Annotated in this window: 27 protein-coding genes and 1 pseudogene; 7 read left to right on the forward strand and 21 right to left on the reverse strand. The window is 70.4% G+C overall.

The genetic code is table 11. The features are described from left to right. Positions 1-8: 8 nt before the first annotated feature. The 3 genes from ACIP79_RS01640 to ACIP79_RS01650 are packed head-to-tail and all read right to left on the reverse strand — an operon-like array spanning position 9 to position 2,622. Positions 9-494 (reverse strand): flavin reductase family protein, encoded by a 486-nt coding sequence (locus ACIP79_RS01640; protein WP_401217811.1) that lies wholly within the window; start codon positions 492-494, stop codon positions 9-11. Further along, positions 491-1,483: an amidohydrolase family protein gene (locus ACIP79_RS01645; protein WP_401217814.1), complete on the reverse strand. Its 993-nt coding sequence runs from the start codon at positions 1,481-1,483 to the stop codon at positions 491-493. Before ACIP79_RS01645 ends, ACIP79_RS01640 begins: the two co-directional genes overlap by 4 nt. Further along, the gene (locus ACIP79_RS01650) at positions 1,480-2,622 is read right to left on the reverse strand and encodes an LLM class flavin-dependent oxidoreductase (RefSeq protein ID WP_401217817.1); all 1,143 of its coding nucleotides are present in this window, start codon (positions 2,620-2,622) and stop codon (positions 1,480-1,482) included. Before ACIP79_RS01650 ends, ACIP79_RS01645 begins: the two co-directional genes overlap by 4 nt. Before the next feature lie 222 nt (positions 2,623-2,844). On the opposite strand from ACIP79_RS01650, the gene ACIP79_RS01655 reads away from it, so the two are divergent. Continuing rightward, complete coding sequence (locus ACIP79_RS01655; protein WP_401217820.1) at positions 2,845-3,903, forward strand: zinc-binding dehydrogenase; 1,059 nt, start codon at positions 2,845-2,847, stop codon at positions 3,901-3,903. A 64-nt stretch (positions 3,904-3,967) separates the two neighbouring features. On the opposite strand, the gene ACIP79_RS01660 is transcribed toward ACIP79_RS01655, so the two are convergent. From ACIP79_RS01660 to ACIP79_RS01680, 5 genes are read right to left on the reverse strand one after another with little or no spacing between them, the layout of a single operon-like run. Continuing rightward, the gene (locus ACIP79_RS01660; protein WP_401217823.1) at positions 3,968-4,771 is read right to left on the reverse strand and encodes an SDR family NAD(P)-dependent oxidoreductase; all 804 of its coding nucleotides are present in this window, start codon (positions 4,769-4,771) and stop codon (positions 3,968-3,970) included. Beyond that, positions 4,768-5,259, reverse strand: a complete 492-nt coding sequence (locus ACIP79_RS01665; RefSeq protein WP_401217826.1) for a carboxymuconolactone decarboxylase family protein — start codon at positions 5,257-5,259, stop codon at positions 4,768-4,770. The genes ACIP79_RS01660 and ACIP79_RS01665 overlap by 4 nt, the downstream gene beginning before the upstream one ends. Next, the gene (locus tag ACIP79_RS01670) at positions 5,256-6,482 is read right to left on the reverse strand and encodes a cytochrome P450 (RefSeq protein ID WP_401217829.1); all 1,227 of its coding nucleotides are present in this window, start codon (positions 6,480-6,482) and stop codon (positions 5,256-5,258) included. Before ACIP79_RS01670 ends, ACIP79_RS01665 begins: the two co-directional genes overlap by 4 nt. A 29-nt stretch (positions 6,483-6,511) precedes the next feature. Next, positions 6,512-7,729: an NAD(P)/FAD-dependent oxidoreductase gene (locus ACIP79_RS01675; protein WP_401217831.1), complete on the reverse strand. Its 1,218-nt coding sequence runs from the start codon at positions 7,727-7,729 to the stop codon at positions 6,512-6,514. Further along, positions 7,726-7,920 (reverse strand): ferredoxin, encoded by a 195-nt coding sequence (locus ACIP79_RS01680; protein ID WP_401217834.1) that lies wholly within the window; start codon positions 7,918-7,920, stop codon positions 7,726-7,728. Before ACIP79_RS01680 ends, ACIP79_RS01675 begins: the two co-directional genes overlap by 4 nt. A 169-nt stretch (positions 7,921-8,089) precedes the next feature. Here ACIP79_RS01680 and ACIP79_RS01685 point away from each other — a divergent pair, with 169 nt between their 5' ends. Beyond that, positions 8,090-8,728, forward strand: a complete 639-nt coding sequence (locus ACIP79_RS01685; protein WP_401217837.1) for a TetR/AcrR family transcriptional regulator — start codon at positions 8,090-8,092, stop codon at positions 8,726-8,728. Positions 8,729-8,798: 70 nt separating this feature from the next. On the opposite strand, the gene ACIP79_RS01690 is transcribed toward ACIP79_RS01685, so the two are convergent. The 9 genes from ACIP79_RS01690 to ACIP79_RS01730 form a co-directional block, all read right to left on the reverse strand. Then, complete coding sequence (locus ACIP79_RS01690; RefSeq protein WP_401217839.1) at positions 8,799-9,029, reverse strand: biotin/lipoyl-containing protein; 231 nt, start codon at positions 9,027-9,029, stop codon at positions 8,799-8,801. Between the two features lie 27 nt (positions 9,030-9,056). After that, positions 9,057-10,094, reverse strand: a complete 1,038-nt coding sequence (locus ACIP79_RS01695) for an alpha-ketoacid dehydrogenase subunit beta (RefSeq protein ID WP_401217842.1) — start codon at positions 10,092-10,094, stop codon at positions 9,057-9,059. Then, positions 10,091-11,083 (reverse strand): thiamine pyrophosphate-dependent dehydrogenase E1 component subunit alpha, encoded by a 993-nt coding sequence (locus ACIP79_RS01700; RefSeq protein WP_401217844.1) that lies wholly within the window; start codon positions 11,081-11,083, stop codon positions 10,091-10,093. Before ACIP79_RS01700 ends, ACIP79_RS01695 begins: the two co-directional genes overlap by 4 nt. Continuing rightward, the gene (locus tag ACIP79_RS01705; RefSeq protein ID WP_401217847.1) at positions 11,080-12,744 is read right to left on the reverse strand and encodes an FAD-binding protein; all 1,665 of its coding nucleotides are present in this window, start codon (positions 12,742-12,744) and stop codon (positions 11,080-11,082) included. The genes ACIP79_RS01700 and ACIP79_RS01705 overlap by 4 nt, the downstream gene beginning before the upstream one ends. Positions 12,745-12,796: 52 nt before the next feature. Continuing rightward, positions 12,797-13,123 carry a 2Fe-2S iron-sulfur cluster-binding protein gene (locus ACIP79_RS01710; protein WP_401217849.1) on the reverse strand — a complete coding sequence of 109 codons (327 nt, stop codon included), beginning with the start codon at positions 13,121-13,123 and terminating at the stop codon, positions 12,797-12,799. Positions 13,124-13,128: 5 nt separating this feature from the next. After that, positions 13,129-14,472: an SRPBCC family protein gene (locus ACIP79_RS01715; RefSeq protein ID WP_401217852.1), complete on the reverse strand. Its 1,344-nt coding sequence runs from the start codon at positions 14,470-14,472 to the stop codon at positions 13,129-13,131. A gap of 359 nt (positions 14,473-14,831) precedes the next feature. Then, positions 14,832-15,398 (reverse strand): hypothetical protein, encoded by a 567-nt coding sequence (locus ACIP79_RS01720; protein ID WP_401217855.1) that lies wholly within the window; start codon positions 15,396-15,398, stop codon positions 14,832-14,834. Between the two features lie 229 nt (positions 15,399-15,627). Beyond that, on the reverse strand, positions 15,628-16,257 hold the full coding sequence (locus ACIP79_RS01725) for a TetR/AcrR family transcriptional regulator (protein ID WP_401217858.1): 630 nt from the start codon (positions 16,255-16,257) through the stop codon (positions 15,628-15,630). A gap of 82 nt (positions 16,258-16,339) precedes the next feature. Further along, entirely contained in the window at positions 16,340-16,810 is a 471-nt protein-coding gene (locus ACIP79_RS01730; protein ID WP_401217860.1) for a MarR family winged helix-turn-helix transcriptional regulator, read from the reverse strand. Positions 16,811-16,921: 111 nt separating this feature from the next. On the opposite strand from ACIP79_RS01730, the gene ACIP79_RS01735 reads away from it, so the two are divergent. The 3 genes and pseudogenes from ACIP79_RS01735 to ACIP79_RS01745 all read left to right on the forward strand — a co-directional run. Continuing rightward, positions 16,922-18,283 carry a carboxypeptidase regulatory-like domain-containing protein gene (locus tag ACIP79_RS01735; RefSeq protein WP_401217863.1) on the forward strand — a complete coding sequence of 454 codons (1,362 nt, stop codon included), beginning with the start codon at positions 16,922-16,924 and terminating at the stop codon, positions 18,281-18,283. Positions 18,284-18,418: 135 nt separating this feature from the next. Then, positions 18,419-18,826: an enoyl-CoA hydratase/isomerase family protein gene (locus ACIP79_RS01740; RefSeq protein WP_401217866.1), complete on the forward strand. Its 408-nt coding sequence runs from the start codon at positions 18,419-18,421 to the stop codon at positions 18,824-18,826. Continuing rightward, a pseudogene (locus ACIP79_RS01745) lies at positions 18,823-19,122 on the forward strand (enoyl-CoA hydratase-related protein); the annotation flags it as partial. The gene ACIP79_RS01740 and the pseudogene ACIP79_RS01745, both read left to right, overlap by 4 nt. 172 nt (positions 19,123-19,294) lie before the next feature. Here ACIP79_RS01745 and ACIP79_RS01750 read toward each other — a convergent pair. The 4 genes from ACIP79_RS01750 to ACIP79_RS01765 all read right to left on the reverse strand — a co-directional run bounded on the left by ACIP79_RS01750 (position 19,295) and on the right by ACIP79_RS01765 (position 23,361). Further along, complete coding sequence (locus ACIP79_RS01750) at positions 19,295-19,954, reverse strand: TetR/AcrR family transcriptional regulator (protein ID WP_401217869.1); 660 nt, start codon at positions 19,952-19,954, stop codon at positions 19,295-19,297. Between the two features lie 493 nt (positions 19,955-20,447). Beyond that, positions 20,448-21,251, reverse strand: a complete 804-nt coding sequence (locus ACIP79_RS01755) for a FadR/GntR family transcriptional regulator (protein WP_401217872.1) — start codon at positions 21,249-21,251, stop codon at positions 20,448-20,450. Positions 21,252-21,307: 56 nt separating this feature from the next. After that, a complete protein-coding gene (locus tag ACIP79_RS01760) occupies positions 21,308-22,345 on the reverse strand; it encodes a CaiB/BaiF CoA transferase family protein (protein WP_401217875.1) in 1,038 nt (345 codons plus the stop codon). Beyond that, complete coding sequence (locus ACIP79_RS01765) at positions 22,342-23,361, reverse strand: LLM class flavin-dependent oxidoreductase (RefSeq protein WP_401217878.1); 1,020 nt, start codon at positions 23,359-23,361, stop codon at positions 22,342-22,344. Before ACIP79_RS01765 ends, ACIP79_RS01760 begins: the two co-directional genes overlap by 4 nt. Positions 23,362-23,498: 137 nt before the next feature. Between ACIP79_RS01765 and ACIP79_RS01770 the strand changes: the two genes are divergently transcribed. Both ACIP79_RS01770 and ACIP79_RS01775 read left to right on the forward strand, forming a co-directional pair. Beyond that, a complete protein-coding gene (locus ACIP79_RS01770) occupies positions 23,499-24,680 on the forward strand; it encodes an acyl-CoA dehydrogenase family protein (RefSeq protein ID WP_401217881.1) in 1,182 nt (393 codons plus the stop codon). A gap of 2 nt (positions 24,681-24,682) precedes the next feature. Further along, positions 24,683-25,510 (forward strand): enoyl-CoA hydratase/isomerase family protein, encoded by an 828-nt coding sequence (locus tag ACIP79_RS01775; protein ID WP_401217884.1) that lies wholly within the window; start codon positions 24,683-24,685, stop codon positions 25,508-25,510.

Here is a 25,510-nt window from a genome sequence, read left to right on the forward strand (position 1 = left end):
CGGACCTCTCAGCGCAGGTATCGGTACGAGCTCCGGAAGAACAGAAGCGGGTCGGTCGCGTCCTTGCGGGTGCTCAGGGCGAGGACACGTCCCACGACCAGTTGGTGGTCGCCCGCGTCGTGGACGACGGTGAGTGCGCACTCGACGTGGGCGAGCGCGCCGTCGATCAGGGGCGGCCCGGTGGCGCCCGGGTGCCACGGATGGCGCGCGAACTTGTCGGCCCCGGAGGCCGCGAAGGAGGCGCTGACCGCTGCCTGGTCGGCGGCCAGGATGCTGACGGCGAAGGCGCCGCCCCGTCGGATGCGTGGCCAGCTGGTGGAGGTCCTCGCCGCGGCGAACGACACCAGGGGCGGATCGAGCGACAGCGAGGTGAAGGACTGGCAGGTCATGCCGACCGGTTCGGCGCCGTCGAGACCCGTGACGACGACGACCCCGGAACAGAAGGTGGACAGCGTCTCCTTGAAGGCCAGGACGTCCGGCACCACCGTGCTCATCGCACCGTCTGCGCGAAGTCGAAGAGGGACAGGGCGTTGGTGTCGAGGATCGAGGTCTTCTCCTCCTCGGTGAGGTACGCGGAGTTCTCGATGTAGGTGACGGCCTTGACGGCGGAGGCGAAGATCGCGTCACTGCCGAGGAGCAGCCGATCGGTGCCGACGGTCTCCTTGGCCACGAGGAGTGCGGCCGGGATGTCCTGGACGGCCGTGTCGTACCAGAAGTTCCGCAGGGGCCCCATCGGGTCGTCCGAATCCAGCCCCAGGTCGTCGATCCAGGCGAAGTAGCCCGCGCCGACCGCCTTGGTGGCGCTGAGGGTCAGACCGCGCCGGAGGTTGACCTCGATCCTCGGCCAGAGGAAGGGCAGGGTGCCCGCTCCCATCGCGAACACGAAACGCAGGGCGGGGTGGCGGCGGGCGAGTCCGGAGTACACGACCCGTACGGGAGCCGCGGCGATCTGCGTGGGACTGCCGAACGCGGTGTGCAGTTGCCAGTCGTCCAGTCCCGGGTGGCAGGCGGAGTCGCTGCCGACAGGGTGGACGTACACGACTGCCCGGTGGCGGGCGGCGTTCGCCCAGAACGGCTCGAAACGCGGATCGTCGATGGCGACCCCGTCCACCGAGCAGGGCAGTGCGATTCCGGCGAAGCCGAGTTCGCCGAGGCAGCGGTCCGTCTCCGAGACGGCGTGTTCCAGGTGGTTGAGCGGCACATGGCCGAATGCCTGGAACCGTCCACCGTGCCGGTCGACGGTTGCGGCGTAGGCGTCGTTCAGGTGGCGGGCCGCGCGCAGCGCGGCGTCCGGCTCGGGGACCACGAGGCTGGGGCCGACGGCGCTGAGGATCTGGATGTCGATCTCGGCCACGTCGAGTTCCCGAACTCGCTCGCCGAGGTCGTCGGACTGGCCGATGAACCGCAGGTCGGGCCGCCCGTTCGCGGCGAGGAGGTCGGCGAAGGACCGCGGGAAGTAGTGCGCGTGGACGTCGATCCTCATGACCGCCCCTCCCCCACCGTGCCGGTGCGGTACTCGGCGCTGACCTCGGCCGGCTCCAGGTCCGCGAAGAGCTGCGGGGACAGCATGGGCACAACCTCGCGGGAGAAGAGTCCGAACGAGTCACGGATCGCGTCCGGGTTGTACGTGCCCACCGTGAAGCGGGTGTTGAGGTGCGGGATGCCGGATTTCTCGTAGTCGAGTATCTGCTCGGTGACCTGGTCGGGCGTGCCCGCGATGATCCAGGACTGGACGTGCGCCGCGTTGCGGTTGCGCGGATCGTGCATCGCTGTCGGGTCGAACGGAGCCCGGGCGAGTTCGCGCAGCGATCGTGGATCCGCGCTGCGGTCCATCATGGGGGCCCGGCCCGCCATCAACTCCGCCCGCTCCCACGCCTCGTCCTCGGTCGTGCCGACGATGACGTGCCGCGTGACGAAGGATTTCGAGGTCGCGTCGTCGACGACCGACCGCGGCAGCCCCGCCTCGGCCATCGTGTCCCGGTGCAACTTGAGCTTGCGGGCCGCCATTCGGGGGTGACAGGGGCCGAGGAAGAGCGGCCAGCCCAGCTCGGCGAAGCGCTCGATGGTGGCGTCGGTGTTCGTGCCGATGGCCAGTTGCGGTCCGCCCGAGCGGTAGGACATTGGCATCAGACGGCCGCTGATTGCGCAGGTGTCCCAGGGCGTCTCGAAGGAGAGCGGACCGTCCTCCTCCCGGTGGGCCCGGGCGCGCAGCAGGATGTCCAGCTTGGCGTCGAAGACGGCGTCGCGCCGGGCGGGGTCGATGCCGAAGTTGGCGAAGTCCGGGGAGAAGCCGACCCGTCCCGCCGACAGACCCATGAGGAAGCGGCCGCGAGTGAGCACATCGGCGACGGCCGCGTTCTCGGCCACGCGCAGCGGATGGTTCAGCACAAGCGGGACGATCGTGGTCCCGAACCAGGTGCCGCCCAGGTCGGGAGCCAGCCGCGCGGCCATCATGAACGGATTCGCGTAGGGCTCGTAGTTGTTGAAGTGCTGTTCGCCGAAGGTGACCATGCAGCACCCCGCCTGTGCGGCAGCCACCGCCTGCTCCAGACAGAGGTCGATCAGAGGAAGGTCTTCGGCCGGGGTCCGGGAGGCCGGTCCCATGAAGACGGATATGAACATGACGACTCCTGCGCTCGGTCAGCGTCCGACGTTTCGCAACCGGCAGCCATTACCGGTGCCGCCGCAGTGCGAGCAACGTACCGACCGACTCGTAAGTAAGTCAATGCAGGGAGATCACATTCGACCGGCCCAGAGTTAATGACACTTCACGCCGTAAATGTTAAGGTCGCAGCGTGCCATAAATGTCGGTGCGTCCGGCATACGGCTGGAAAGGACATCCCCATGCGTGCATTGCGTCTCCACGGCCCCCGCGACGTCCGCCTCGACGACGTTCCCGAACCCCTACTGCGTCCCGGCACCGTCAAGGTCAAGGTCGAGTGGGCGGGAATCTGCGGGACGGACCTCCACAGCTATCTGCACGACGCGCTGCCCGAGGACTACGTGAACCCCACGCTCGCGGATCCGAAGCCGTTCGTCCTCGGCCACGAGTTCTCGGGACGTGTCGTCGAGATCGCCGACGACGTCCCCGCGGCGCTCGGACTCGAGGAAGGCACACTGATCGCGGCTGAACCCCTGGTGTCCGACGGAACCTGCGCGGCGTGTCTGCGCGGCGAGTACAACCTCTGTGACGCCTTCGGCTTCATCGGCGTGATGGGTGGTGGCGGCGGCATGTCCGAGTACGTGGTGATCCCGGCCGAGAAGGCTCATATCGTGCCCGCCGGCATCACCCCTGAGACAGCCGCCCTGGTCGAACCGTTGACGGTCTCCTGGCATGCCGTGCGCCGCAGCGGTCTCGGCGTCGGCGGCACGGCCGTCGTCGTGGGTGGTGGACCCATCGGTCTCGGACTGCTGCTGGCCGCCAAGGCCCAGGGAGCCGGATTCGTCGCCGTGAGCGAGGTCAGCCCGGCCCGGAAGGAGATCGCGCGCGCACTCGGGGCGGACCTCGTTCTCGACCCCACCGTCGAAGACGTGGTCGCACGCGTCCACGAGGCGGTACCCGGCGGGGTCGATGCCTCCTTCGAGGCCTCCGGAGCCGGGAAGCCGGCGGTCGACGCGCTCATCGGCGTACTGCGCAAAGGCGGCACCGCCGTCACCGTGGCCGCCGGGCGGCCCGCCGAGTTCGACCCGAACCGGCTGATGATGGCCGAGATCAACTTCACCGGCAGTTTCGGCTACAACGGCCCGGACTTCCCCGCAGTGATCACGGCGATCAGCGAAGGACGGCTCGACCCGTCGCCTCTCGTCTCCGACCGCATCGTGCTGGAGGAGGCGCCGGAGAAGGGGTACCAGGAGCTGGTCGACAACGCGGCCGCGCACGTCAAGGTTCTGGTCCGACCGTAGCGACACGGAAAAGGCGGGTCGTGCACTGCATGTGTACGACCCGCCCGTCCGCGGTCCCGTGCCGCTACTGGATGCCCGCCCTGAGCGAGAACCCGCCGTCCACCGTGAGCACGACACCGGTGATGAACGCCGCTTCGTCCGAGGCGAGGAACAGGGCCGCCTGCGCCACGTCCCAGCCGTTGCCCTGGCGGCGCATCGGGACCATGGCCGCCCGCTTCGCCGCCACCTCCTCGCGCGAGACACCGCCCGCGCGGGCGTTGGCGTCGACGCCCATGGGGGTGTCCATCATGCCGGGAGCGACGCAGTTCACCCGCACGCCGTGCGGGGCGTACTCGATGGCGAGGCTGCGGGTGAGCGAGTGGACCGCCGCCTTCGAGGTGTTGTACGCGATGGTCTCGCCGCCCGCGAGCAGCCCGGCCATCGAGGAGATGTTGACGATGGCACCGCTGCCGCGTTCCCGCATGTGCGGCAGCACGGCCTTGCAGGTGAGCCACATGCCGGTGAGGTTGATCTCGAAGCCCCTGCGCCATGCCCCGGCCGAGAGGTCCTCGGTTCGGCCGGCCGGCACCACACCCACGTTGTTGTGGAGGATGTCGATCCGCCCGTAGGCGTCGAGCGCGGCGCGGGCGATGCTCTCGCAGTCCGCCTCGACGGTGATGTCCGCCCGGTGGGCCAGCGCGGTGCCGTCCTCCTTGCGGATCAGCTCGGCGGTCTCCTCGGCCGAGTCCAGGTCGCGGTCGACGACCAGGACGTCGGCACCCTCGCGGGCGTACGTCAGGGCCGCCGCGCGGCCGTTGCCGATGGTCTCACCCGGGGTCTGGCCGCCGCCCACGACGACCGCTGTCCGGCCGGCCAATCTCTGTGTCATGCCTGATTCTCCTCTGTCGTGTCCGAGCCGCTCGTTGCCGGGCCGTCCGAGCCGGTCCCACGCTTGGCGTCCTCCTCGTCGACCACCCAGGAGAAGCCGGTGGCCAGCGGCCACCCCGCGTACGGCGCCAGCTGCACACCGATCTCCCGCAGTTCCTCGGCGGTAAGGTCGCCGCTGTCCAGGGCCGCCTTCACGTGCAGCGTGCCGTGCGCCGCCATCTGGCCGTGCATGGCCAGCGCGGTGAGGGTCACGATGCGGCGCTCGCGGCGGCTGAGGCCCGGGCGGTTCCAGATGTCGCCGAAGACGACCTTGTTGGCGAGGTCCGCGAGGGAGCCGGTCGCCGGGGTGAGGGACTCCTCCGAGATGCCGAGCGCCTTCAGCTGCTCCCGCAGCCGCTCCGGCGGCGGGTAGGCCATGACCTCCGCCTGGGTGGCCGTGCCGACCTCCTCCAGGTGAGCGAAGTTGTCCTTCGCTCCGGCCTCGCTCACCAGGTCACCGGCAGCGTGTCGAGCCCGTAGGTGAGGGCGTCGTTGTGAAAGTGCAGTTCGCTCTCGTCGACGGCGAGACGGAGCGAGGGCACGCGCTCGAACAGGCGCGGCCAGGCGACCTGCATCTCCACGCGGGAGAGGTTCTGTCCGAGGCACTGGTGGACGCCGAAACCGAAACCGATGTGCATGCGTTCGGTGCGGGTGATGTCCAGGACCTCGGGATCGGCGAAGACCTCGGGGTCCCGGTTGGCCGCGGGCAGGTTGCAGATGACGCCCTCGCCGGCCTTGATCAGCACGCCGCCGACCTCGGTGTCCTGGAGGCAGACACGGCGGGGTTCGGTCTGCACCATGCTCCAGTAGCGCATCATCTCCTCGACCGCCGTGGGGGCGTACTTGGCGGGGTCGGACAGCAGGATGCGCAGCTGCTCGGGCTCGCGCAGGAAGGCCAGGACGCCCAGGCCGATCATGTTGGCCGTGGTCTCGTGACCCGCGCCGATCACGAGCATGCCCAGGCGCACGGCTTCTTCGAAGGTGAAGTCGCCGCGCTCGTCCACATGGGTGTTGACCAGGCGGGACAGCAGTGCGTCGTCGGGGGTGGTGCGCTTGCGCTCCATGTGCTGGGTGAGGTTGGCGTGCAGCGCCGCCATGGCCGCCAGCTTCTCCTCGTGCGGGGCGTCGAGTTCCACGAACTTCTTCGAGGACTCGTGCACGGTGTGCCGCTCCTCGTAGGGCACGCCGAGGACCTCGCAGATGACGACGGTGGGCAGGGCCAGGGCGAAGGCGTCGATCAGGTCGGCGGGACGCTCGGTCCGGGTGAGGAGGTCGTCGATCAGTTGGTCGGTGAGTTCGACGATGCGCGGCCGCAGCGACTCGGAGCGCTTGGCGGTGAAGTCCGGGTTCAGGATGCGGCGTATGGGCAGGTGTTCCGCGCCGTCCTTGCGGAAGAAGATGTCGCCTTCGACGGCGGGCTGCGCACTGCTGGTGTTGGGGAAGCCGGGCGCGGTGACGTCGGCGCCGAACCGGTCGGTCGCGCTCAGCACCTGCCGGATCTGGTCGTGCCGGGTGATCAGCCAGGGCTGGTCGCCGTTCCAGATGGTGACCCGGTGCGGGGCGCCGGCCTCGCGGTAGGCGGTGGCCTGCTCCGGCGGGGCGAAGGGGCAGCCGCGGTGCAGTGGGAAGGCGGGTGCTTCCGCGGCGTTCGCGGATTCGGTCACTGTGGTCATGTGAGACTCCTGGGGGGAGTGGGTGTGGTTCAGGCCGCGGGCGTGACAAGGCCCGCCAGCGCGGTGTCCCAGTCGGCGTGTTCGGCGACGAGGGGGCGCAGGGCGCGCAGCGGGCGCATCATGTTCACGCCCAGGGCCGCGGTGACCCGGCCTTTGCTCCGGTACAAGGCGGTGAACTGCCGCTGCTCCAGGCTGCCGTCGACGATGCGCACCTCGTCGGCGCCGCGGGTGCGTCCGTGTATCTGGATCTTCAGGTCGTACTGGTCGGACCAGACGTACGGGACCGTGCGGAAGGGGACCGCCGCGCCGGGTCCGGCCAGGATGTTGCGGGCGACGGCGAGTCCTTGTTCGCCGGCGTTGGTGCGGTGCTCGATCCGCAGCCGCTCCCCGGTGTCCGGGTCGGGCCACGAGGCCACGTCTCCGGCGGCCCACACCCCGTTCCCGGCGTACAGGCGCTCGTCGCACTCGACACCGTCGCCGACCGGGACGCCGCTGCCCGAGAGCCATTCGACGTTGGGCCGGGCGCCGATGCCGACGATCACGGCGTCGGCGGGTAGGGTGCGGCCGCCGGCGAGGCACACCCCGGTGGCCCGGAAGCCGTCCGTGACAACGCCTTCCACCAGGACACCCGTCTCGATCCGTACGCCGTTCTCCCGGTGCAGCCTCGTCAGCATCGCCCCGATGTCGGCGCCCACGGCGTCGGCGAGCGGCACGGGCTGGTCGGTGACCATCGTGACCTCGCAGCCGAGAGCCCGGGCGACGTACGCCGCCTCCGCCCCGATGAAGCCGCCGCCGACGATCACCAGCCGCGGCCTGGCCGCCAGGGCGGACTTCAGCGCGACGGCGTCGTCCAGGGTACGCAGCAGATGGACCCCCGGCATGTGGTCGGTGCCCGGCAGCGCCCGGGCGCGCACACCGGTGGCGACGACGACCTCGTCGTAGCTCTCGCGGCTTCCGTCCGTGAAGACCACTTCCCGGTTGCCGGTGTCGAGCGCGGTGGCCGTCACGCCGGTGCGCAGGTGCACGTCCAAGGCCGGGTAGACCCCGGGCTGCCGCAGCCTGAGCCGGTCCACGTCCCACTCACCGGACAGGAACTGTTTGGACAGTGGCGGGCGGTCGTAGGGCAGGTGCGGCTCGTCGCCGATGAGGGTCAGCCGGCCGGTGAACCCTCCCCGGCGCAGTCCCTCGGCTGCGGCGAGCCCGGCCGAACCGGCGCCGACGACCACGACTTGGTCCGGTGTGCTCACGCCTCGACCTCGATCGCGGCGGCGGGGCACACGGCGGCGGCGTTGCGGACGGTCTCCAGCTGGTCGTCGGCCGGCGCGGCGTCGAGCAGGACGACGACACCGTCCTCGTCGCGCTGGTCGAAGGCCTCGGGGGCGACCAGGACACACTGTCCCGCGCCGCAGCACTTCTCCTCGTGGATGACGATCTTCATGAGGGTTCCCCTTGTCGGCGGGCGGTGTCCGGGGGCGGAGCGCCGCGTGAGTAAATGAACGGTTATCAATTTACGTTCGTTTACTTATTTTTCCAGCTCCAACTTGCTGGATCAAGATGTGAGTTGACACACGACACGGTCGGTCGACCAGCTGTGTCAGGCTGGAGTCATGTCCCAGCACGTGAGCACCGCCCAGGCCGGCGGTCGCAGAGCCCGCAACGCCCGGGGATCCGGCGACCGCCTGCGCACCGAGATCCTCGACGCCATGAGCCGTCTGGTGGCCGACGAGGACCGGATGCGGCCGGTGCCGCTGTCGATGAGGGAGGTGGCCCGCGAGGCCGGCGTCACCGCCCCCGCGATCTACCGCCATTTCGCGGACAAGGAGAGCCTCACCCAGGCGGTGATAGACCGGTTCTTCAGCCAGTTGCTGGAGACACTCGATCACGCGGAGGAGGCCCACCGCGACCGGGCGCCGGAACATCGTCTGGCCGCGCTGGCCCACGCCTACGCCGGCTTCGCCCAGGAGCACCCCGGCTGGTTCTCCGTCATGTTCTCCGACGGAGCACCGAACGAAACCGGGGTGGAGCAGGTCGCGGCGCGCTGGCGCACCGCTGTGTCCGGGCTGGCCGAGACCGGTCTGCGGCTTTCGCAGGACCCGGAGACCGCCGCGGTGTCCGTGTGGTCCTCCGTCCACGGTCGTGTCCTCCTCCACCGGTCCGTCGGCGCACTGTGGTCGCTCGGCGACGTGCACACCTTCATCGACGAACTCACCAGGGCACTCGTGACAGCGGGCCCCGCACGGGAGTGACCCGGAGGCCCTCCCCCTGCGGGGCCTGCCGACGGACGCGGCCCCGCGCCGTCCTGGTGGCGTCGCGTCCTCAGCCGATACGGCCGATCACCGTGCCGACCTGGTACGTCTCCCCTTCCTTGCCCAGGACCTCGACGACACCGGCCGCGGGCGACTCGATCTCGGTCTCCGTCTTGTCGGTCGCGAGGACGTACAGCACCTGGCCCTCGGTGACGGTCTCACCGTTCTCGACCACCCATTCGGTGATCTCGCCCTCGGTCATGGTCACACCGAGCTGGGGGACACGCAGTTCGTGGCTCATGTCGAGCTGACTCTCTTTCCCTCGTGCCTACTTGCCACCGAGCCCGACGACATCGCGGACGGCGGCCTCGATGCGGGCGGGACCGGGCAGGAAGGCGTCTTCGAGTGTCTTGGCGTACGGAACCGGGATGTCCGGCGCCGTCACCCGCCGTACCGGAGCGGCGAGTTCCCCGAACAGTTCCTCGTGCAGCGTCGCGGCCAGCTCCGCGCCGAAGCCGGCCCGCCGCACCGCCTCGTGCACGACGACCGCGCGTTTGGTACGCGCCACGGACCCGAGAACGGTGTCCGTGTCGAGCGGGTTGAGTGTGCGCAGGTCGATCACCTCGACGTCGACGCCCTCACCGGCGAGCCGCTCGGCGACGGCGAGCGAGTCGACCACCTGCCGCCCGTAGGTGAGCACTGTGACGTCGGCGCCCGCGCGCGCCACCCGGGCCTTGCCCAACGGGACACGGTGGTCCCCGTCCGGCACTTCCGCCTTGCCCGAGTAGTACAGGCCGCTCATCTCGACGAAGACGACCGGGTCGTCATCGAAGATCGCGGAGAGCAGCAGACCTTTCGCGTCGGCCGGGTTGCTCGGGACGACGACCTTCAGGCCGGCCGCGTGGACGAGTGGTCCTTCCAGCATGTCCGAGTGCTGGGCGCCGAAGCCGCCGCCGGTGCCCGTCGTCGTACGGACGGTCAGCGGGACCGGAGTGCGGCCACCGGACATGTAGCGCAGTTTGGCCGCGTGGTTGATCAGCTGGTCCGCGCAGACGTGCACGAAGTTCATCAGCATGATCTCGGCGACGGGGCGCATCCCGGAGATCGCGGAACCGATGGCCGCGCCCATGATGGCCTGCTCCGAGATGGGCGTGTGCCGGACCCGGGCAGCGCCGTACTTGGTGCTGAGGCCCGTGTGGATGCCCCAGCCGCCACCGGACGGGTCCTGGATGTCCTCGCCGAGCTGGAAGACGGAATCGTCCAGGCCGAGCGCGACGTCGAGGGCGTCGCCGATGGCCTGGGCCATGCCCATCCTCCGCGGCCCGGCCTGCTTCTTCTCGCTCTCGCGTGTCGCTGCCGTGGTCATCGGACCGCCACCTCCGGGGCATACACATCGGTCGTGAGCTCGGAGACGTCCGGCAGCTCGGCCTTGAGGGCGAAGTCGGCGGCGTCGTCGACCTCAGCCTGGGCCCCGTCCTCGATGGCCCGGAGTTCGGCCTCGCCGGCGACACCGTCGGCGAGGAGCCGGGCACGGAAGCGCGGCACCGGGTCGGCGGCCACCTTGGCCGCCAGCAGTTCCTTGGGCATGTACTTCTGCGTGTCGCCCATGACGTGCCCGTGGTAGCGGAAGGTGTCCACCTCCAGGAGCGTCGGCCCGTCCCCGCGCCGGGCCCGGTCGATCGCCTCACCCGCCGAGTGCCACACCGCGACCGGGTCCTCGCCGTCCACGGTGACGCCCGGCATGGAGTATCCGGCGGCCCGGTCCGCGATGTGCGCCACCGAGGTGCCCTCCAGCAGCGGCGTGTACTCGGCGAACTGGTTGTTCTGACACACGAAGACCACGGGGAGGTGCCAGACCGAGGCGAGGTTGAGCGACTCGTGGAAGGCGCCGATGTTGGAGGCGCCGTCCCCGAAGTTGCAGACGGTGACCTGGTCGGTCCCGCGCAGTTGTGCGGAGAGGGCGAGTCCGGTGGCGATCGGCAGACCCGACCCGACCACGCCGGTGGTGACCATGAGGCCGTGGTCCGGGGCGGTGACGTGCATGGGGCCGCCCTTGCCCTTGCAGGTGCCGGCCGCCTTGCCGAGGTATTCGGCCCACAGCTCGCGCAGCGGCACCCCCTTGGCGATCTGGTCGTGAAGACCCCGGTAGATCGTGACCACGTAGTCGTCCCGGCGCAGATGCTGCGCCACCGAGACGGCCGCGAACTCCTGGCCCCTGGGCGAGTAGTACATGCCGCCGATGTGGCCGGCCTTCATCAGGGCCCGGTACTTCTCGTCGAAGAGCTTGATCCGGGTGGCGTCGGTGAACAGTTCCAGCAGCACCTTGGCGTCGGGTTCTGCGAGGTGAGGCGTCATCGGGATTCCTTGCCGTGGGAGGCGGACGGCCGCGCGGTGACGGGCGAGCGGGTGGTGCGGGCGGCGTGCTCGCCGGCCCGGCGGCCGGAGAAGACCGCATCGGCCAGCGAGAGGCCGGACACATAGCTGTTGGAGCAGATCCCGACCGCGGAGCGGCCGGCCGCGTAGAGGCCCCGGATGTCGCTTCCGTCCTGCTTCCTGGCCTGTCCGGTCTCCTCGTTCACGACGATGCCGCCGAGGGTGATGAAAGCCATCGGATAGAACATCCGCGAGGAGTCGGGCGAGATGTCGTAGGCGTAGAAGGGGCCGTGGCCGAGGGCGTGCCGGTACTCGTCCTTCTTCCCGTACGCGTCCGGCTCGCCCGCGGCGATGGCGGCGTCGTGCTCGGCGGCGGTGCGGATCAGTCCGACCGGGTCGATGCCGAGGCGCCGGCCGAGCTGCTCCAGCGTGTCGGCCTTGGTGTGCCCGGCGGGGCTGAAGAGGAACGAGAGCTGCGGAACGTGGAAGAAGGCGGCCTGGGTACGCACTTGACGGCGTGCCTTGTGCCAGGTGGCGGCGTCCATCACCACCCAGCCCCGGCCGCCGCGCTCCTCCATCAGCGGCTTGCTCATGGTGGCGCCGTAGAGGAACTCGTTGGCGAAGCGCTGCCCGGCGCTGTCGACGACGACGCCCTCCATGAAGGCCGAGCACGGGGAGATGAACCGCCAGGCGGAGATCGAGTCCATCCGGTCGAACGCGGCGTCCGCCTGCCGTCCCAGCCGCACCGCGGAGCCGTCCTCGCCGCCGGGGCCGAGGGCCCCCATGTCGATGTAGGTCGGCGCGTACTTGCGTACCAGTTCCTTGTCGAAACCGAAACCGCCGGTGGCGATGACGACTCCGCCGCGGGCCCGGACCCGCCAGGTGCGGCTGCGCCGGCGGCGCACCCCGGCGGCGACCTGGTTCATCCTGGTCCCGACCGGCCGGTAGTAGATCACCATCTTCCCGGCGATCTTGTCGAACTTCTCGTGCCAGTGACCGGGCGCGCGACCCGGCTCCGGCGCCTCGAACTCGACGCCGACGACCTTGCCCTCCTCGATCACCAGCCGCTTCACGTCGGCGAGCGGCCGGAACACGACACCCTTGGCGAGGGCCGACTCCCGGAGCCTCGCGTAGAAGACGGCACCGGTGAAGTTCTTGGCGTGGGCCCGGTGGCCACGGGGCGCGGGGGCGGCGGCATCGGCGTATCCGGCGGCCAGTTCGTTGCCCGAGTAGTAGAGGTAGTGGCGGTTGGTGGGGTACGACGTCTTGTAGTCGCACAGGCTGCCCTCGAATTCGAGGCCCTGTGCGCGCAGCCAGTCGATCATCCCGGGGCTGCCGTCCACGAAGGTCCGCAGCGTGTCGTCGGACACGACCCCCTGGGTCTCCTGCTTGAGGTACGCGAACATCGCCTCGGGGGTGTCCTCGACGCCGGCGGCCTTCTGCACGTCGGTGCCGCCGCCCGCGTAGACCACTCCCCCGGAGTGCGCGGTGGAGCCGCCGCCGTAGTGGCGTTCCAGGACCAGCACGGAGGCGCCCGCATCCGCCGCCGCTATCGCGGCGGCCGCCCCCGCGCCGCCGAATCCGACGACGACGACGTCATAGGTGTCGCCCTCGGACGCACGTGTTCCGTGTTTCTGTGCCATGGGTGTTCCTCGGTTCTCCTCCGGCGCCGCGAGCGCCGGTGGTCGGTGGGCCTCACGCCGCGGTGTCGTCCGCGGGCTTGGCCCCCTTCTTCTCGACGGTGACCGCACCGGTCACCGTGAGCCTGCAGGCCAGCCTGGTGTCCCGCTGGGACCCCCGGCGGCGTTGTGCCAACTGCCGCAGCACGCCCTGCTCCTCGGCCTGAGCGGGGTCGGTGTTGGCATGTCCTTCGAGCACCTTGAGCACACACGCCGTACACCTGACCTGTCCGAAGCAGATGGTGGGCCAGGTCAGGCCCGCGCGCAGCGCGGCTTCGAAGACCGTCTCGCCGGCCCGTACGTCGAGTTCGGCGCCGGCCGGCTCGATCCGTACCCGCGCCATGCCGTTCAGGGCCGCCTCAGGTACGTGTCGATCACCGCATGGCTGTTGATGATCATCGCCTCGTACGGCTCCGACATGACCATCTCGTCGAAGCCCTCGGTGTGGATACCGCGCTGCTGGGCGATGATGTTGCGGTAGTCCTCCTTGAAGATCTGCGGCCACTCCTCGACGGGGACCGGTCCCTCCAGTTCGGGCCGCTCGGGATCTCCCGCGTCGGCGGTCGGTATCTGCACCGCCCAGACCTCGAAGACGCACTTCTCGGGGTCGTCCTCGTAGGGGCGTGTCCGGTAGATGATCGAGTTCCCGTAGGCTGGCAGGAAGGTGAGGTTGGGGAAGATGTGCCCGTAGCCGGTGGTCTCGGTGGCCGGGGCAGGCAGGTCGATGCCGGCGCCCTGCGCGTACTCGTACAGGGCCTTGAAGAACGCCGGGATGAACTCCTCCTGCGGAATGTCCTTCTCCAGCAACCCCTGCTGCACGAACATCTCGCGTTCGGTGGTGTACGAGTCGGTGCCGAAGTACAGGGCGTTGTTGAACTGGATGAAGTAGTCCGCCATCGACATGCCCTTGACGGGGGACTCCCCGCCTTCGGAGACCGGCGCCGGCGTCGCGTGGGAGTGTCCCTGCGGCAGGCACTCGAACGGCCCGCCCTGGAGGTCGAGGTCGTAGTCCTCGTCGGCGGCACCCATGCTCAGGCTGGGGTGAGCCTGCATGACGTGGTAGGCCTCCAGGAAGGCCTCCTGCGCCATCTTCCAGTTGCCCGGCAGGATGACGTGCTTCCACCAGCGCACCCGCATACGGTCGAAGCCGATGGGTTCCAGGATCTTGGCGATCGAGCCGATGAAGTCCTCGAAGGACTCGCACTCGGGGTCGAGGTTGACGAAGACCATGTGACCCCACACCCCGGTCTTCGCCTCGCGCAGCCGCAGGAAGTCCTTGTCCAGACAGGCCGGGGTGAAGCCGCGTTCGGCGTAGACGTAGGAGTTGCTGCCGTCGAGGTTCCAGCGCCAGCCGTGGTACGGACACACGATCTGCTTGCCGTGGAACGTGCCGGTGCCGGTACCGAGCGCCGTCGCGCGGTGCCGGCAGGCGTTGAAGTACGCCTTGACGCCCTCATTGCCGTCGGCCTCGCGGACGATCAGCAGAGACTGGTCGTTGATCGTGTACTCGGTGAAGTCGCCGACCCGGGGGATCTCCTCCAGACGGGCGGCCACCTGCCAGACCCGGGACCAGAGCTTCTCCTTCTCCGACTCGTGGAACGCCCGGGAGTAGTAGCGCTGGGCGGGGACCCTCTTGGGGTCGGTGATTTCGAACGGCACGGCGTTTTCACGCGGTGCAGCGGTGGATGCCACGTCGTCGCCTCCTTTGGCGCAACGTAAGTAAATGAACGATTATTAACTTACGAAGGCGCACCGATGGGGTCAATAGGCGAGCGAGAGATACTCCGCAGACAGCACCCGGACCACCACCGGCACTCCGGCCAACCGCACTCCGCCTGCCACCGAGGCTAGAACATAACTAACTACGTGCGCTAGGTTCCGTACGTGGCCAAAGGCAGCACTGCCGACATTTCCCGCGAACTCGGCCCGCATCCTGGGGAGTGTCGAGCACGGTGCCCGGCTTGCTGAGGACCGGTCCGGGGCGGGTGCGGGCGGCGGTACGGGAGGCATAGAAGACGCTGTCGAGGTCCACCCGCAGGGCCTTGTACCCCTCATCGGGCGACAGTTCGGTGACGCGCGCCACCGAGCCGATGCCCGCCTTGTTGACCTAGACGAGTAGTTCCGTTGTGGCTCAGTGGTCGTAGGCGATCAGTGACCTGGTGATGGGTGAGGTTGGGCTCGTCGTCGATGAGCGCGGCCAGGACCTGCCGTTCGTCGATCTTCGGGTCGGCGAGGGCCCAGGTGACGGGCAGGCGTGCCGGGGTGCACACCAGGTGCAGTTTCGGGCCCCGGTAGAAACGTGAGTGGGAGTGGCAGTAGCCGTAGTTCGCCCAGCCGGCGAGCTCAGAACGGCGCACGGTCTCGCGGGAGCGGACGCACTCGACCGGTGTGGAGTCCACGATCCACAGGGGGTCGAGCCACAGGTCGGTGTCCGCGGCCAGGGACCGGATGGCCCGTTTGACCAGGGGCAGAGCGGCTCGCAGTCGCTTGTTGCAGGCCGGGCGCTGGGGCAGGTACGGGAACACTCCGTGCAGATGCGCGTGGGCGAAGCGTAGCCAGCGGGCTTCACAGTGAAAGCCCAGGATCGCCTGGGCCACGGCCAGTGTCACCAGTTCCACGTCGGTCAGCCGAGGCGGCCGCCCAGGCCATCGCGGGGTCTTCGAACGGTCATCTACATACACGTGCAGTGCCGTCAAGAGGGTGTCTCGATCGGTCGTCACAACCCGCTGGACACCCTCCCCCTCGCCTGAGAACCCCACAATTGGAACTGCTCGCCTAGGTGTCGGCACGCCCGAAGGGCCGCACTGCCGCGGCCCATCCGTCAGGCCGACGTCTCCGGGACGGAACTCACTCACCCCGAGGCAGCAGCGATCCCGTGGCGAGGAGTTGTTCCACCTGCCGGACCGCCGCGGCATGCCGGTCCGGGGGTGCCACGGCCGCCAGATGCGTCAGGCCCCAGACGATCGCGAGCAGCATGTCGGTGATGGCCCGGTGGTCGACACCCGCGGGCAACTCGCCCGCGCTCACCGCGTCCTCGATGAGCCGGCCGTACAGCTTCTCCTCCGCCACCTGCCTCGCCTGCACGACCTCCAGGAACTCCGGGTGGCGCCCGGCCTCCAACTGGATGACTTCATGCAGCCGCAGCACGGACGGATGGTCCCGCGCGCTGGCGATCGCCTCCTCCATGAAGGCCACGAACCGCTCCCGCAGCGAGCCCTGGATCCTGGTCGCCTCGTCGAGGCGGCGCATGATGTCGTCGACCGCCTCCCCCAGCACGGCGCTCACCAGCGCCTGCTTGGAAGGAAAGTAACGGTAGATGGCCGCGCCCGTGAGCCCGGCGCGCTCGGCGATGGACTTCATGGTCGCGTTGCCGTAGCCGGTCGCGGACACATGCTCCAACGCGACGGCCATGATCCGGCGCCGCGTCTGTTCCCCGTCCACACCCGCCGGCCGTCCGCGCCGGACCTGCCCCGCCATACCGCCTCCTGCTCCGCCCGCGGTCGCCCCTCTGACGCCCCGCGCTCGCCGTATGCCCTCGCACTTTCAGCCGCCGCCGGCCTCAGCCACGGGCACCGCCCTCACCGCCGGCGTCGTCCGAGAGTCTGCCGAGCAGGCGTGCGGTGGTGCGGATGTCGGCCAGGTCCTCGTCCTTCAGCACCCCGCGGATCTGTTCGAGGATCGCCGCGTCCATGTGATCGATGACCTCGCGCCCCCGCGCGGTGAGCCGTACCAGCTGGACTCGCGCGTCCCCCGGGTCCCGCACCCGCTCCACCAGCCCCTCCCGCTCCAGCAGTGCAGCCTGGCGGGTCACGTGCGGCGCCCTGACCAGCAGCCGGTCGGCGATGTCCCCCACTCGCAGGGGTTCCTCCGCCTTGCGCAGCGCACGCAGCAGCGACACCCCGGCCCGCTCGACCTTGACGTCGAGCGTGGCGGCGAGCGCCGAGTGCACCTGCGAGCGGGTCATGGCGTAGGCGAACGTCATGAGCGCCCGCATCAGGTCGGTAACCGCGGATTCCTGCTGGTCGGACACCACCCCATCTTCTCGCACCCCTCGGGCTCCGCGTACCGACCCATCGCGCTATCATTACCTAAGTTAAGTAATAACTAGTGCGCCGCCCACCGGTCGGCCGAAAGGGGTCATATGTCCGAGGAACAGAAGAAATCCGGGCTCCTGCCCACGTTGGCGGGAGGTCTGTGGTTTCCGGCGCTCTTCTTCTTCGGGTTCCTGCTCTGCTACATGATCCCGTTCCACTCCCCCACCCCGCACGACGTCAAGGTCGCCGTCTCCACTCCGGCGGTCGCCGGCCAGTTGCAGAGCGCGCTGGACACCAAGGCGGAGGGGGCGTTCGACATCTCGCCCGTCGCGGACGCGAAGACCGCCGAGCGGGCGGTACTCGACCGGGACGCCGTGGCGGCCTTCTCCGTCGGCTCCGACGGCTCCACGCTGTACGTCGCCAAGGCCAACGGCACGATGCTGGAGACCACGCTCACCCAGACATTCACCCAGGTCGCGACGGCCAACGGTGACGAACTGACCACCAAGGAGGTCGCCCCCACCGCGCCGGGGGACGTCACGGGCACCTCGCTCTTCTACCTCACGATGGTCTGGACGATCATCCCGTACGTGTCCGTGATGATGATGCTCCGCATCGTGACCCTGGGGCGCCGGGCCAAGCTGCTGACCTTCGCCGGTGTCGGCCTGTTCACGAGCGTCGTCGGGTATGTCATAGGACTCGCGATCGACGTCATCCCGAACGAGCCGCTGGCCATGCTGTACGCGTTCGTGGTGACACAGCTCGTGGCCTGGGTCACCTACGGCCTGGTGCCGTTCGTCCGCCAGTTCATCCCGGGCGTGGCCATCGGCCTCTTCGTCCTGCTGAACATCCCGTCCAGTGGTGGCGCGATCCCGTACCAGATGGTGCCCGGATTCTTCCGCTGGCTGCACCCGGTGATGCCGCTGGGCAACCTGGTCGACGCCCTGCACGGCATCTTCTACTTCGACAACAAGGGCCTGCTGCGGCCGACGCTGGTGCTGAGCGCGTGGCTGATCGCCGGGGCCGCCCTGGTCGGCGTAGGTGTGCTGCGCGAGCGGCGGATGCGCCGCGCCGCCGCGTCCGCCGGGGAAGCCGAGGAGTTCATGGAAACCGTCGTGGAGGATCCATCGATCGAGGCCCCCGCCCCGCACGGCACATCCGCCTCGCCGGGCGGCTGGTCCATCGGGGCTCCGGAGCTGTATGGCACGGTCGCCGAGGAAACGGGTGAACCCATCATCCACGCGCGCGTGACCGTCACGGACACGCAGGGCAAGCAGGTGGCCCGTACGCGTACGGACGAGCGGGGCGGCTACGGGCTCACCGGGCTGCCGGAGGAGTTCCTGGTGCTCATCCTGTCCGCTCCCGGACGCCTGCCGGCGACCACCTCGCTCTTCCCGCAGCAGGGCAGCACGCAGCGCAAGGACTTCGTGCTGCCGCATCGCGCGACACACGCGGGGGCTCCCGTCTGAGGCCGTGGGCGCCGCTCGCCGCACCACCGGAAGGTAACGTAGTTTACTACGTGCGTTACGTTGCGAACGGACCCGCCCAGCATCGGTGCGTGTCTCCGTCGGGGCCCCTCGTCCGTCGACTCGGAAAGGTTACTCGTGGGCATCGCAGGCCAGGAAGACCGGGAACCGGCATCCGTCCTCGTCCGGGCGCACGGGGCGGTCGCCGTCGCCACCCTCAACCGCCCGGAGAAGCTCAACGCGATGACGGGCCCCATGCAGGCCGAATACGCCTGTGCCCTGCGCGGTCTCGACGAGGATCCCGCCGTGCCCGCCATCGTCGTCACCGGGGCCGGACGCGGTTTCTGCGCGGGGGCCGATCTCGGCACACTTCGGGAAGGCGCGGAGGCCGTACGGGCCTTCGCGCCCGCGGCGGAAGACCTGCCCCTGCTGGTGCTGCGGCTGCGCACGCCCGTCCTCGCGGCGGTCAACCGTCCGGTGGCCGGGGTGCGGTTCGCCTACATGCTGGGCAGCGATGTGCGTTTCGCCCCCGCACGGCGACGATGAGCACCACGTTCGCGCGGCTCGGGCTGGTCGCCGAGTACGGACTGTCACGGCTGCTGCCCCGTCTCATCGGCACCGGACCGGCCATGGAGCTGCTGCTGAGCGGGCGCACCTTCGACGCGCGGGAGGCCGCGGCGCTGGGCCTGGTGCACCGGGTCACGGAACCCGGCCGGCTCCTGGACGACGCCGTCGACCATGCCGGGCAGCTCGCCGCGCACTGCTCACCGGCCTCGATGGCAGCGGTGAAGGAGCAGGTGTGGGGGGATCTGGATCGCGACGCCGACACGGCGGCGCTGCGTGCCCTGCTGCTGATGGACGCCACGTTCGACGGTCCGGATCTCAGGGAGGCCATGGCAGCCCGGACCGAGAGCGGAGTCCGTCCTTCGCGCCCCTGCCCGGCAGCCGCCGGTGACTCCGCCCACCGCCCAGTGACACCCTTACGCCACTCGCGGGAAGCCCGCGGCCGCCCTGTCAGAGCGGCAGGCCCCGCGCGGCCACCGCGGTCGCGTGTTCCAGGGCGGCCGCCAGCGTCCCGCCCTCCTCACCGGGCTCCCGCCAGGCGAAGTCCCGCACCGCCACATGCAGGGCGGACAGCAGCATGGCCGCCTGCACGTCGTCCTCCAGGCCGGGCTTCGCACGCCCGGCCCGCTCGGCGAACACCGTCGCCACCGCCGGATGAGCCTCGAACGTCTGGCGCAACCACACCGCCTGCAGAACCGGCTCCGTCCGGGTCAGCCGCATCAGGTCGAGGACCAGCCGGGTCGTGTCCGGGCCCTCGTCCGTGAGCCAGTGTTCCCGTCGCACGGCCTCCAGCAGCGACGCGTCGGCGTTCTGCTCCCGAAGTTGCCGGGTGAGACGCCGCACGCCGAGCGCGAGCAGCGGTGCGACGCACTCCTCCTTGGACGGGAAGTAGCGCCAGAGCGTACGGCTGGAGATGCCTGCCGCCGCCGCGATCTGTGCGGCGGAGACGCCCTCCACGCCCCGCTCCGTGAAGAGTTCCACCGCCGCCCGGGCGATCTCCAGACGGGCAGCCTCCTTGCGCCGCTCAGTGAGCGGGGGCCGTCCCGCACGCGCCCGCCGGGCCTTTTCCTGCGCCTGCCCGGCCTCGGCCGCGCCGTTCCCGCCAGCCATGCCCACTCCCCGTCCGACCACCGTTGCGAGACACCCTAAACAAGCAAGGAAACCCAGCTCCAGGGACACCCTGGAGGGACGCACCGCGGTCATCGCCGGTGGTGGCCGCGGCCTCGGCCACCACGCTCGCGCGGGCCGCCCGGCAGGCGCACCTCGCGGTGGCGGACCGGGACGAGGCGGCGGCCGACGCGGACGCCTCACCGATCGCGGCGAGCGGTGGGCGCGCCGTGCCGGTCGGAGCGGACGTCGGCGCGGCAGACACGTTCCCGATGCCGCGCGACGACGCTGGCCGGGTTCGGCTGCGTCGACCTCGTCATGAACAACGTGGCCGTCCTCGACATCAACCCGGCCCCTTCCCTGCCCCTGTCACCGCCTGGCCAACCGCTTCATGGTCACGACCGACGACCGGGTCGCGACGTGCTGGTGCGCCGCGACCCGGTCGGGACGGCTTCCTCGACTCCCGGATCGCCGGACTGGGACTGACGGCCGGCCCTCACTCCAATACGTCGAGCACCCGCATCGCCTCGTGCCCCGCGAGAACCAGTTGGTCGGAGACCTCCAGGTGGCGCCGCCAGAAGGTCTCGGCGGCGTCCCCCTTTCCGGCACGCAGTAGCTTGACGAGCTTGACGTAGGCGCGCAGAGCCTTCCCGTACGACTCCTGCACCGTCGGATCGGCCACGGGGCGGGCGTTGGCCCGGACGGCCGTCTGCGTCTGGCGCAGGATGATCTCGTGCACCATGCCTGCCATCAGGCCGAGCGTACGGTTGCCGCACAGCTGGGCCAGTTGCAGGTGGAAGTGGGCTGAGCAGGCGGCGAAGCGGTCGGCGTCGTCGACCACGGCGCGGGCCTGTTCCAGGGACTCCTCCAGCGCGGCGCACGCCTCCTCGTCCCCGGCTTCCGCGAGCAGCCGGGCGGCGAGGGGTTCGATGGCCCCGCGGGCGACATAGACGTCGGCGAGCGTCGCCCCGCCCAGCTGGAGCTGGAGGCCGGCCGGCCGCGCCACCGCCTCGGGGCCCGGAATGGTGACCCTCGCGCCCGTGCGCGAACCGCGCCGCAGTTCGACGAGGCCCTCCGACTCCAACACCCGCACAGCCTCGCGCAGGGTCGGCCGGGAGACACCGAAGTGCTCGATGAGGGCTGCCTCGTTGGGCAGTGAGTCGCCTTCTCCCAGCTCGCCCTCGACGATCATGCGCCGCAGTCGGCGTGCCACCAGCTCACCGGTCTTCGGCGGACGGACCTCGCGGGGAACGTCCCCAAGAGCCGGTGTCCTTCTTCTCGCCGTCTCCGGCTGTGCCATGGCGTTCCCTCCACGCGAAGCTGTCTCCACTGAGTTATCGAGGATAGTCAGGTGACCTACGTACCGGAGACCCGTCTCGCGGCGCGGGTGAAGCGCGGCGCGGGGGCCGGGGCCGGGTGCCCGTCGTGGTCCCGGTGCGCGGCGCGTGCCCGCAAGTGGGGTTCCCGTACGGCGTCGGTCCAGTTCAGGACGGGTGAGGCACAGGCGTCCGTGCCGTCGAAGACGGTGTCCCACTCGGCTCTGGTCCGTGTGGCGAAGGCCTTGGCGAAATCCTCGCGCATCTCGGGCCACGCCGCCCGGTCCTGCTGCCGACCGGCCCACCCCGGCAGTCCCAGGAGCTCCACGAGGCACCGGTAGAACTTGGGCTCCAGGGCGCCGACCGCGTACCAGCCGCCGTCGGCGGTCCGGTACACGTCGTAGAAGGGGGTTCCGCCGTCGAGCAGATTGGTGCCGCGCTCGTCCCGCCAGCCGCCTGCGGCACGCTCAGCCCAGACGCTCGCGCAGAGGTGGGTGACTCCGTCGACGATGGCCGCGTCGACGACCTGCCCCTCCCCCGTGGCCCGGGCGTGGTGGAGGGCGGCGAGTACCCCGGTGACCAGGTAGAGCGACCCGCCGCCGAAGTCGCCCAGGAGGTTGAGCGGAATCTGCGGCGGGCCACCGGCCCGTCCGATGGCGGCCAGGGCACCGGTGACGGAGAGGTAGTTGATGTCGTGGCCGGCCGTGCGGGCGCGGGGGCCGTGCTGACCCCAGCCCGTCATCCGTCCGTACACGAGGGCCGGGTTGCGCGCGTGCGCCTGATCGGGCCCCACGCCGAGGCGCTCGGTGACTCCGGGCCGCAGTCCCTCCAGCAGGATGTCGGCGCTCGCCGCGAGCCGCAGGACCTCCTCGGCGCCCTCCGGCTGCTTGAGGTCCACGGTGACGTTCCGCTTGCCCCTGGTCAGGCGGTCGGCCAGCGGTCCGGGCGCGGGCCGGTCGACCCGGACGACGTCGGCACCGAGCTCGGCGAGCAGGAGTCCCGCCAGGGGGACGGGGCCGATGGCGGCCAGTTCGACGACGCGGACCCCGTGCAGCGGCCCGTGGGCGGTTTCGGTCACACGTCCTCCCCGCGCAGGCCGGCCATGAGGTCCACGGCGGCGGCGGCGTAGTGCTCGCGGCGCCGGTCCCCCACCATGAAGGCGGGCGTCGACAGGAAGGCGAGGTCGGGCAGGGCCCGCCGGGCGGCGAGCCGCTGCCGGGCCTCCTCGGTGGTGCCGCACAGGGCGATGGCGTCGAGCATCTCGTCGGTGACCGAGCCGGCCATGGTGTCCAGGTCTCCGGTGCGGAAGGCCGCCCGGACACGGTCCGTCTCGTCCTGCCAGCCGTGCAGGTCGACGAGGGTGTCGTACGTCCGGACCGTGAGGTAGAAGGCGATCTGGAGGCGCGCGTCGCGCCGGGCCCGGGCCGGGTCGTCGTCGTTCACGGCGGTGATCAGCCAGCCCCAGCGCTTGGGCGCGAAGTCCTCGCGTCCGGCGCGCCGGGCGCCTTCGGCGAGTTCGTGGTCCACCGTCTCGGTCCACCAGCGGTCGGTGAACAGGCCGTGTCCGAGGACGCCGTCGGCGACGGAGCCGGCCGTGCGGAGCATGAGCTTGTTGAAGGCACCGATGAGCACGGGGATGTCGAGCCGGCCCAGGACCGGTGCCTTGATGTCGGCGGTCACCGGGTAGTACTCGCCCTCGTGGACGACCCGTTCCCCGTTCTCCGCCGTGAGATAGGCGCGGATCGCGCCCACCAGGTCGGCCATGCGCCGTACCGGCTTGTCCGCCTCGGCCGCGAACCAGTCCAGGTTCATCCGGTGGGTGCCCGAGCCGAGGCCCAGGAACAGCCGTCCCGGGGCCCGCTTGGACAGGTGCCGCAGGGCCGAGGCGTGCACGAAGGGCGACCGGGCGAAGGCATAGGCGATGCCCGGTCCCACCATCGCGCGTTCGGTCGCGGCGACCATCTCGCCGGCCGCCAGGTAGGCGTTGACGTCGGCGAACTCACCGGAGCAGAAGGCCGCGGCGCCCGCCTTCTCGGCCCGCGCCGCCACGTCCGGGCCGGGCCAGGGGAGTCCCCATTCCATGACATTTCGCATTGGTCGTCCTCTCGCTACTGCCCATCTATGGTCGCTAACCTAGTAAGCGATGTAACGTGCAGGGAAGCCCAACCGGGCGATGACTTGTCCGTTGCGTCGATGCGTCCCCATCGCCGAGGGCGCGGCCAGGAGGTGCCATGTCCACCCTCTCGACCGAGGACGACGGCGAGCCGACCGCGGGGGCCGCCTTCCTCGGCCGGCTCCGCGACTTCGTCCGCGACCATCCAACCCGGCCGCCGCGGGACAGAGCCGAGCGTCTCTCCTGGGCCCGTGCCTGGCACGCGGCCCTGACGGACGCCGGGCTCGCCGCGCCCGGCTGGCCAGCCGACGCAGGCGGCATGGACCTCTCCCTGCCCGACCAGATCGCCTACCACCGCGAGATGAGCCGGCTGCGGGCCCCGAAGCATCCCTGCGGTCTCATGGGCATCGTCGCGCCGACCCTCATCCGGCACGGCACCGCCGAGCAGAAGCAGCGCTTCCTGCGGCCGATGCTGCGCGCCGACGAACTGTGGTGCCAGGGATTCTCCGAGCCCGACGCCGGCAGCGACCTGCCCGCGCTGACCACCCGCGCCGTACCCGACCCGGCCGACCCCGGCACGTACGTGGTGACCGGGCAGAAGGTGTGGACGAGCCAGGCGCAGCAGTCGGACTGGATGTTCGCCCTGGTGCGGACCGGGGCGCCGGATTCCCGCGGGGACGGCATCAGCTATCTGCTGATTCCCATGGACTCGCCCGGCGTCACCGTGCGCCCGCTGCGGGACCTCTCCGGCGGGGCGCACTTCGCCGAGGTGTTCCTCGACGAGGTACGGGTCCCCGTCGCGAATCGGGTCGGTGCGGAGAACGGCGGCTGGGCCATCGCGCGCACCAGCCTCGGGCACGAACGGGCCACCGCCTTCCTCGCCGACGAGTTCCGCTACCGGCGGGTCGTCGACGAGCTGACCGACCTCGCCGTGCGGACCGGCGCCGCCGCCGACCCCGTCGTACGCCAGGAGATCGCCCGTACCGAGGCGGGCGTCCGCGCTGTGGCGGCCAACAGCAGGCGGGCCCTCGACACCGTACTGGCCGGCCGCGATCCGGGGCCCGCCGCCTCGGTGAACCGGCTGATCCGGGCCGAGTTCGACCAGAGCCTGCACAGCCTGGCGCTGCGCGTGCTCGGGCCCGACGCCGTCCTCGGCAGCCGCGAGCCCACCGCGCCCGAGAAGGGCCGCTGGACCTACGGGTACCTGATGAGCCGCGCCTCCACCATCGGCGCCGGCACCGCGGAGATCCAGCGCAACACCATCGCCGAGCGTGTGCTCGGCCTGCCCAAGGAGTCCTGAGCATGGCCGATACGGCCCCAGGGGCGCCCCGCCCGCACCCGCCGGCCGAGCCCCCGAAGACGACGACGGTCACCGCGCACCTCGCCGACGACCACGTCCTGACCCTCACGCTCGCCCGTCCCGAGCGGCTCAACGCCTTCAACCAGACGATGCTGGAGGAGTTCCGCGCCCTGTGGGAGTGGGCCGGTGTCCGGCCGGACGTGCACGCGGTGGTGCTGCGCGCCGAGGGCGACCGGGCGTTCTGCACCGGGGTCGACGTCGTCGAGGGCATCGACCGCCACCCCGACCCGTTCAGCGAGCGCGACCCCGGGACGTATCTGGGGCCCAAGCACAACCGCTGCTGGAAGCCCCTGGTCTGCGCGGTCCACGGCATGGCCGCGGGCGGCGCGCTGTACTGGCTGAACGAGGCGGACATCATCATCGCCTCCGAGGAGGCGACCTTCTTCGACCCGCATGTCACCTACGGGATGACGTCCGCTCTTGAGCCCATCGGGCTGGCCCGCCGCATCCCGCTCGGCGAGGTGCTGCGCATGGCGCTGCTGGGCAACGACGAGCGGATGTCGGCGGCACGGGCCCGCGAGATCGGCTTCGTCAGCGAGGTGGTGCACCGCGCGGCGCTGTGGGACCGGGCCCAGCACCTGGCCGCCCGGATCGCGGCGAAGCCGCCGGCCGCCGTGCAGGGCACGGTCAGGGCGATCTGGGAGTCCCTCGACGCCACTCGCTCCCAGGCGCTGGCCACCGCCCTGTCCTACACCCAGCTCGGCAACCCGCTGGGCATGGCGCAGATCGACCGGTCGGCGGTCGACAACAGCGGGTTCGAGGTGAGGTGA

Origin of the sequence: Streptomyces sp. NPDC088747 (assembly GCF_044751025.1) — a bacterium.
Taxonomy (GTDB): Bacteria; Actinomycetota; Actinomycetes; order Streptomycetales; family Streptomycetaceae; genus Streptomyces.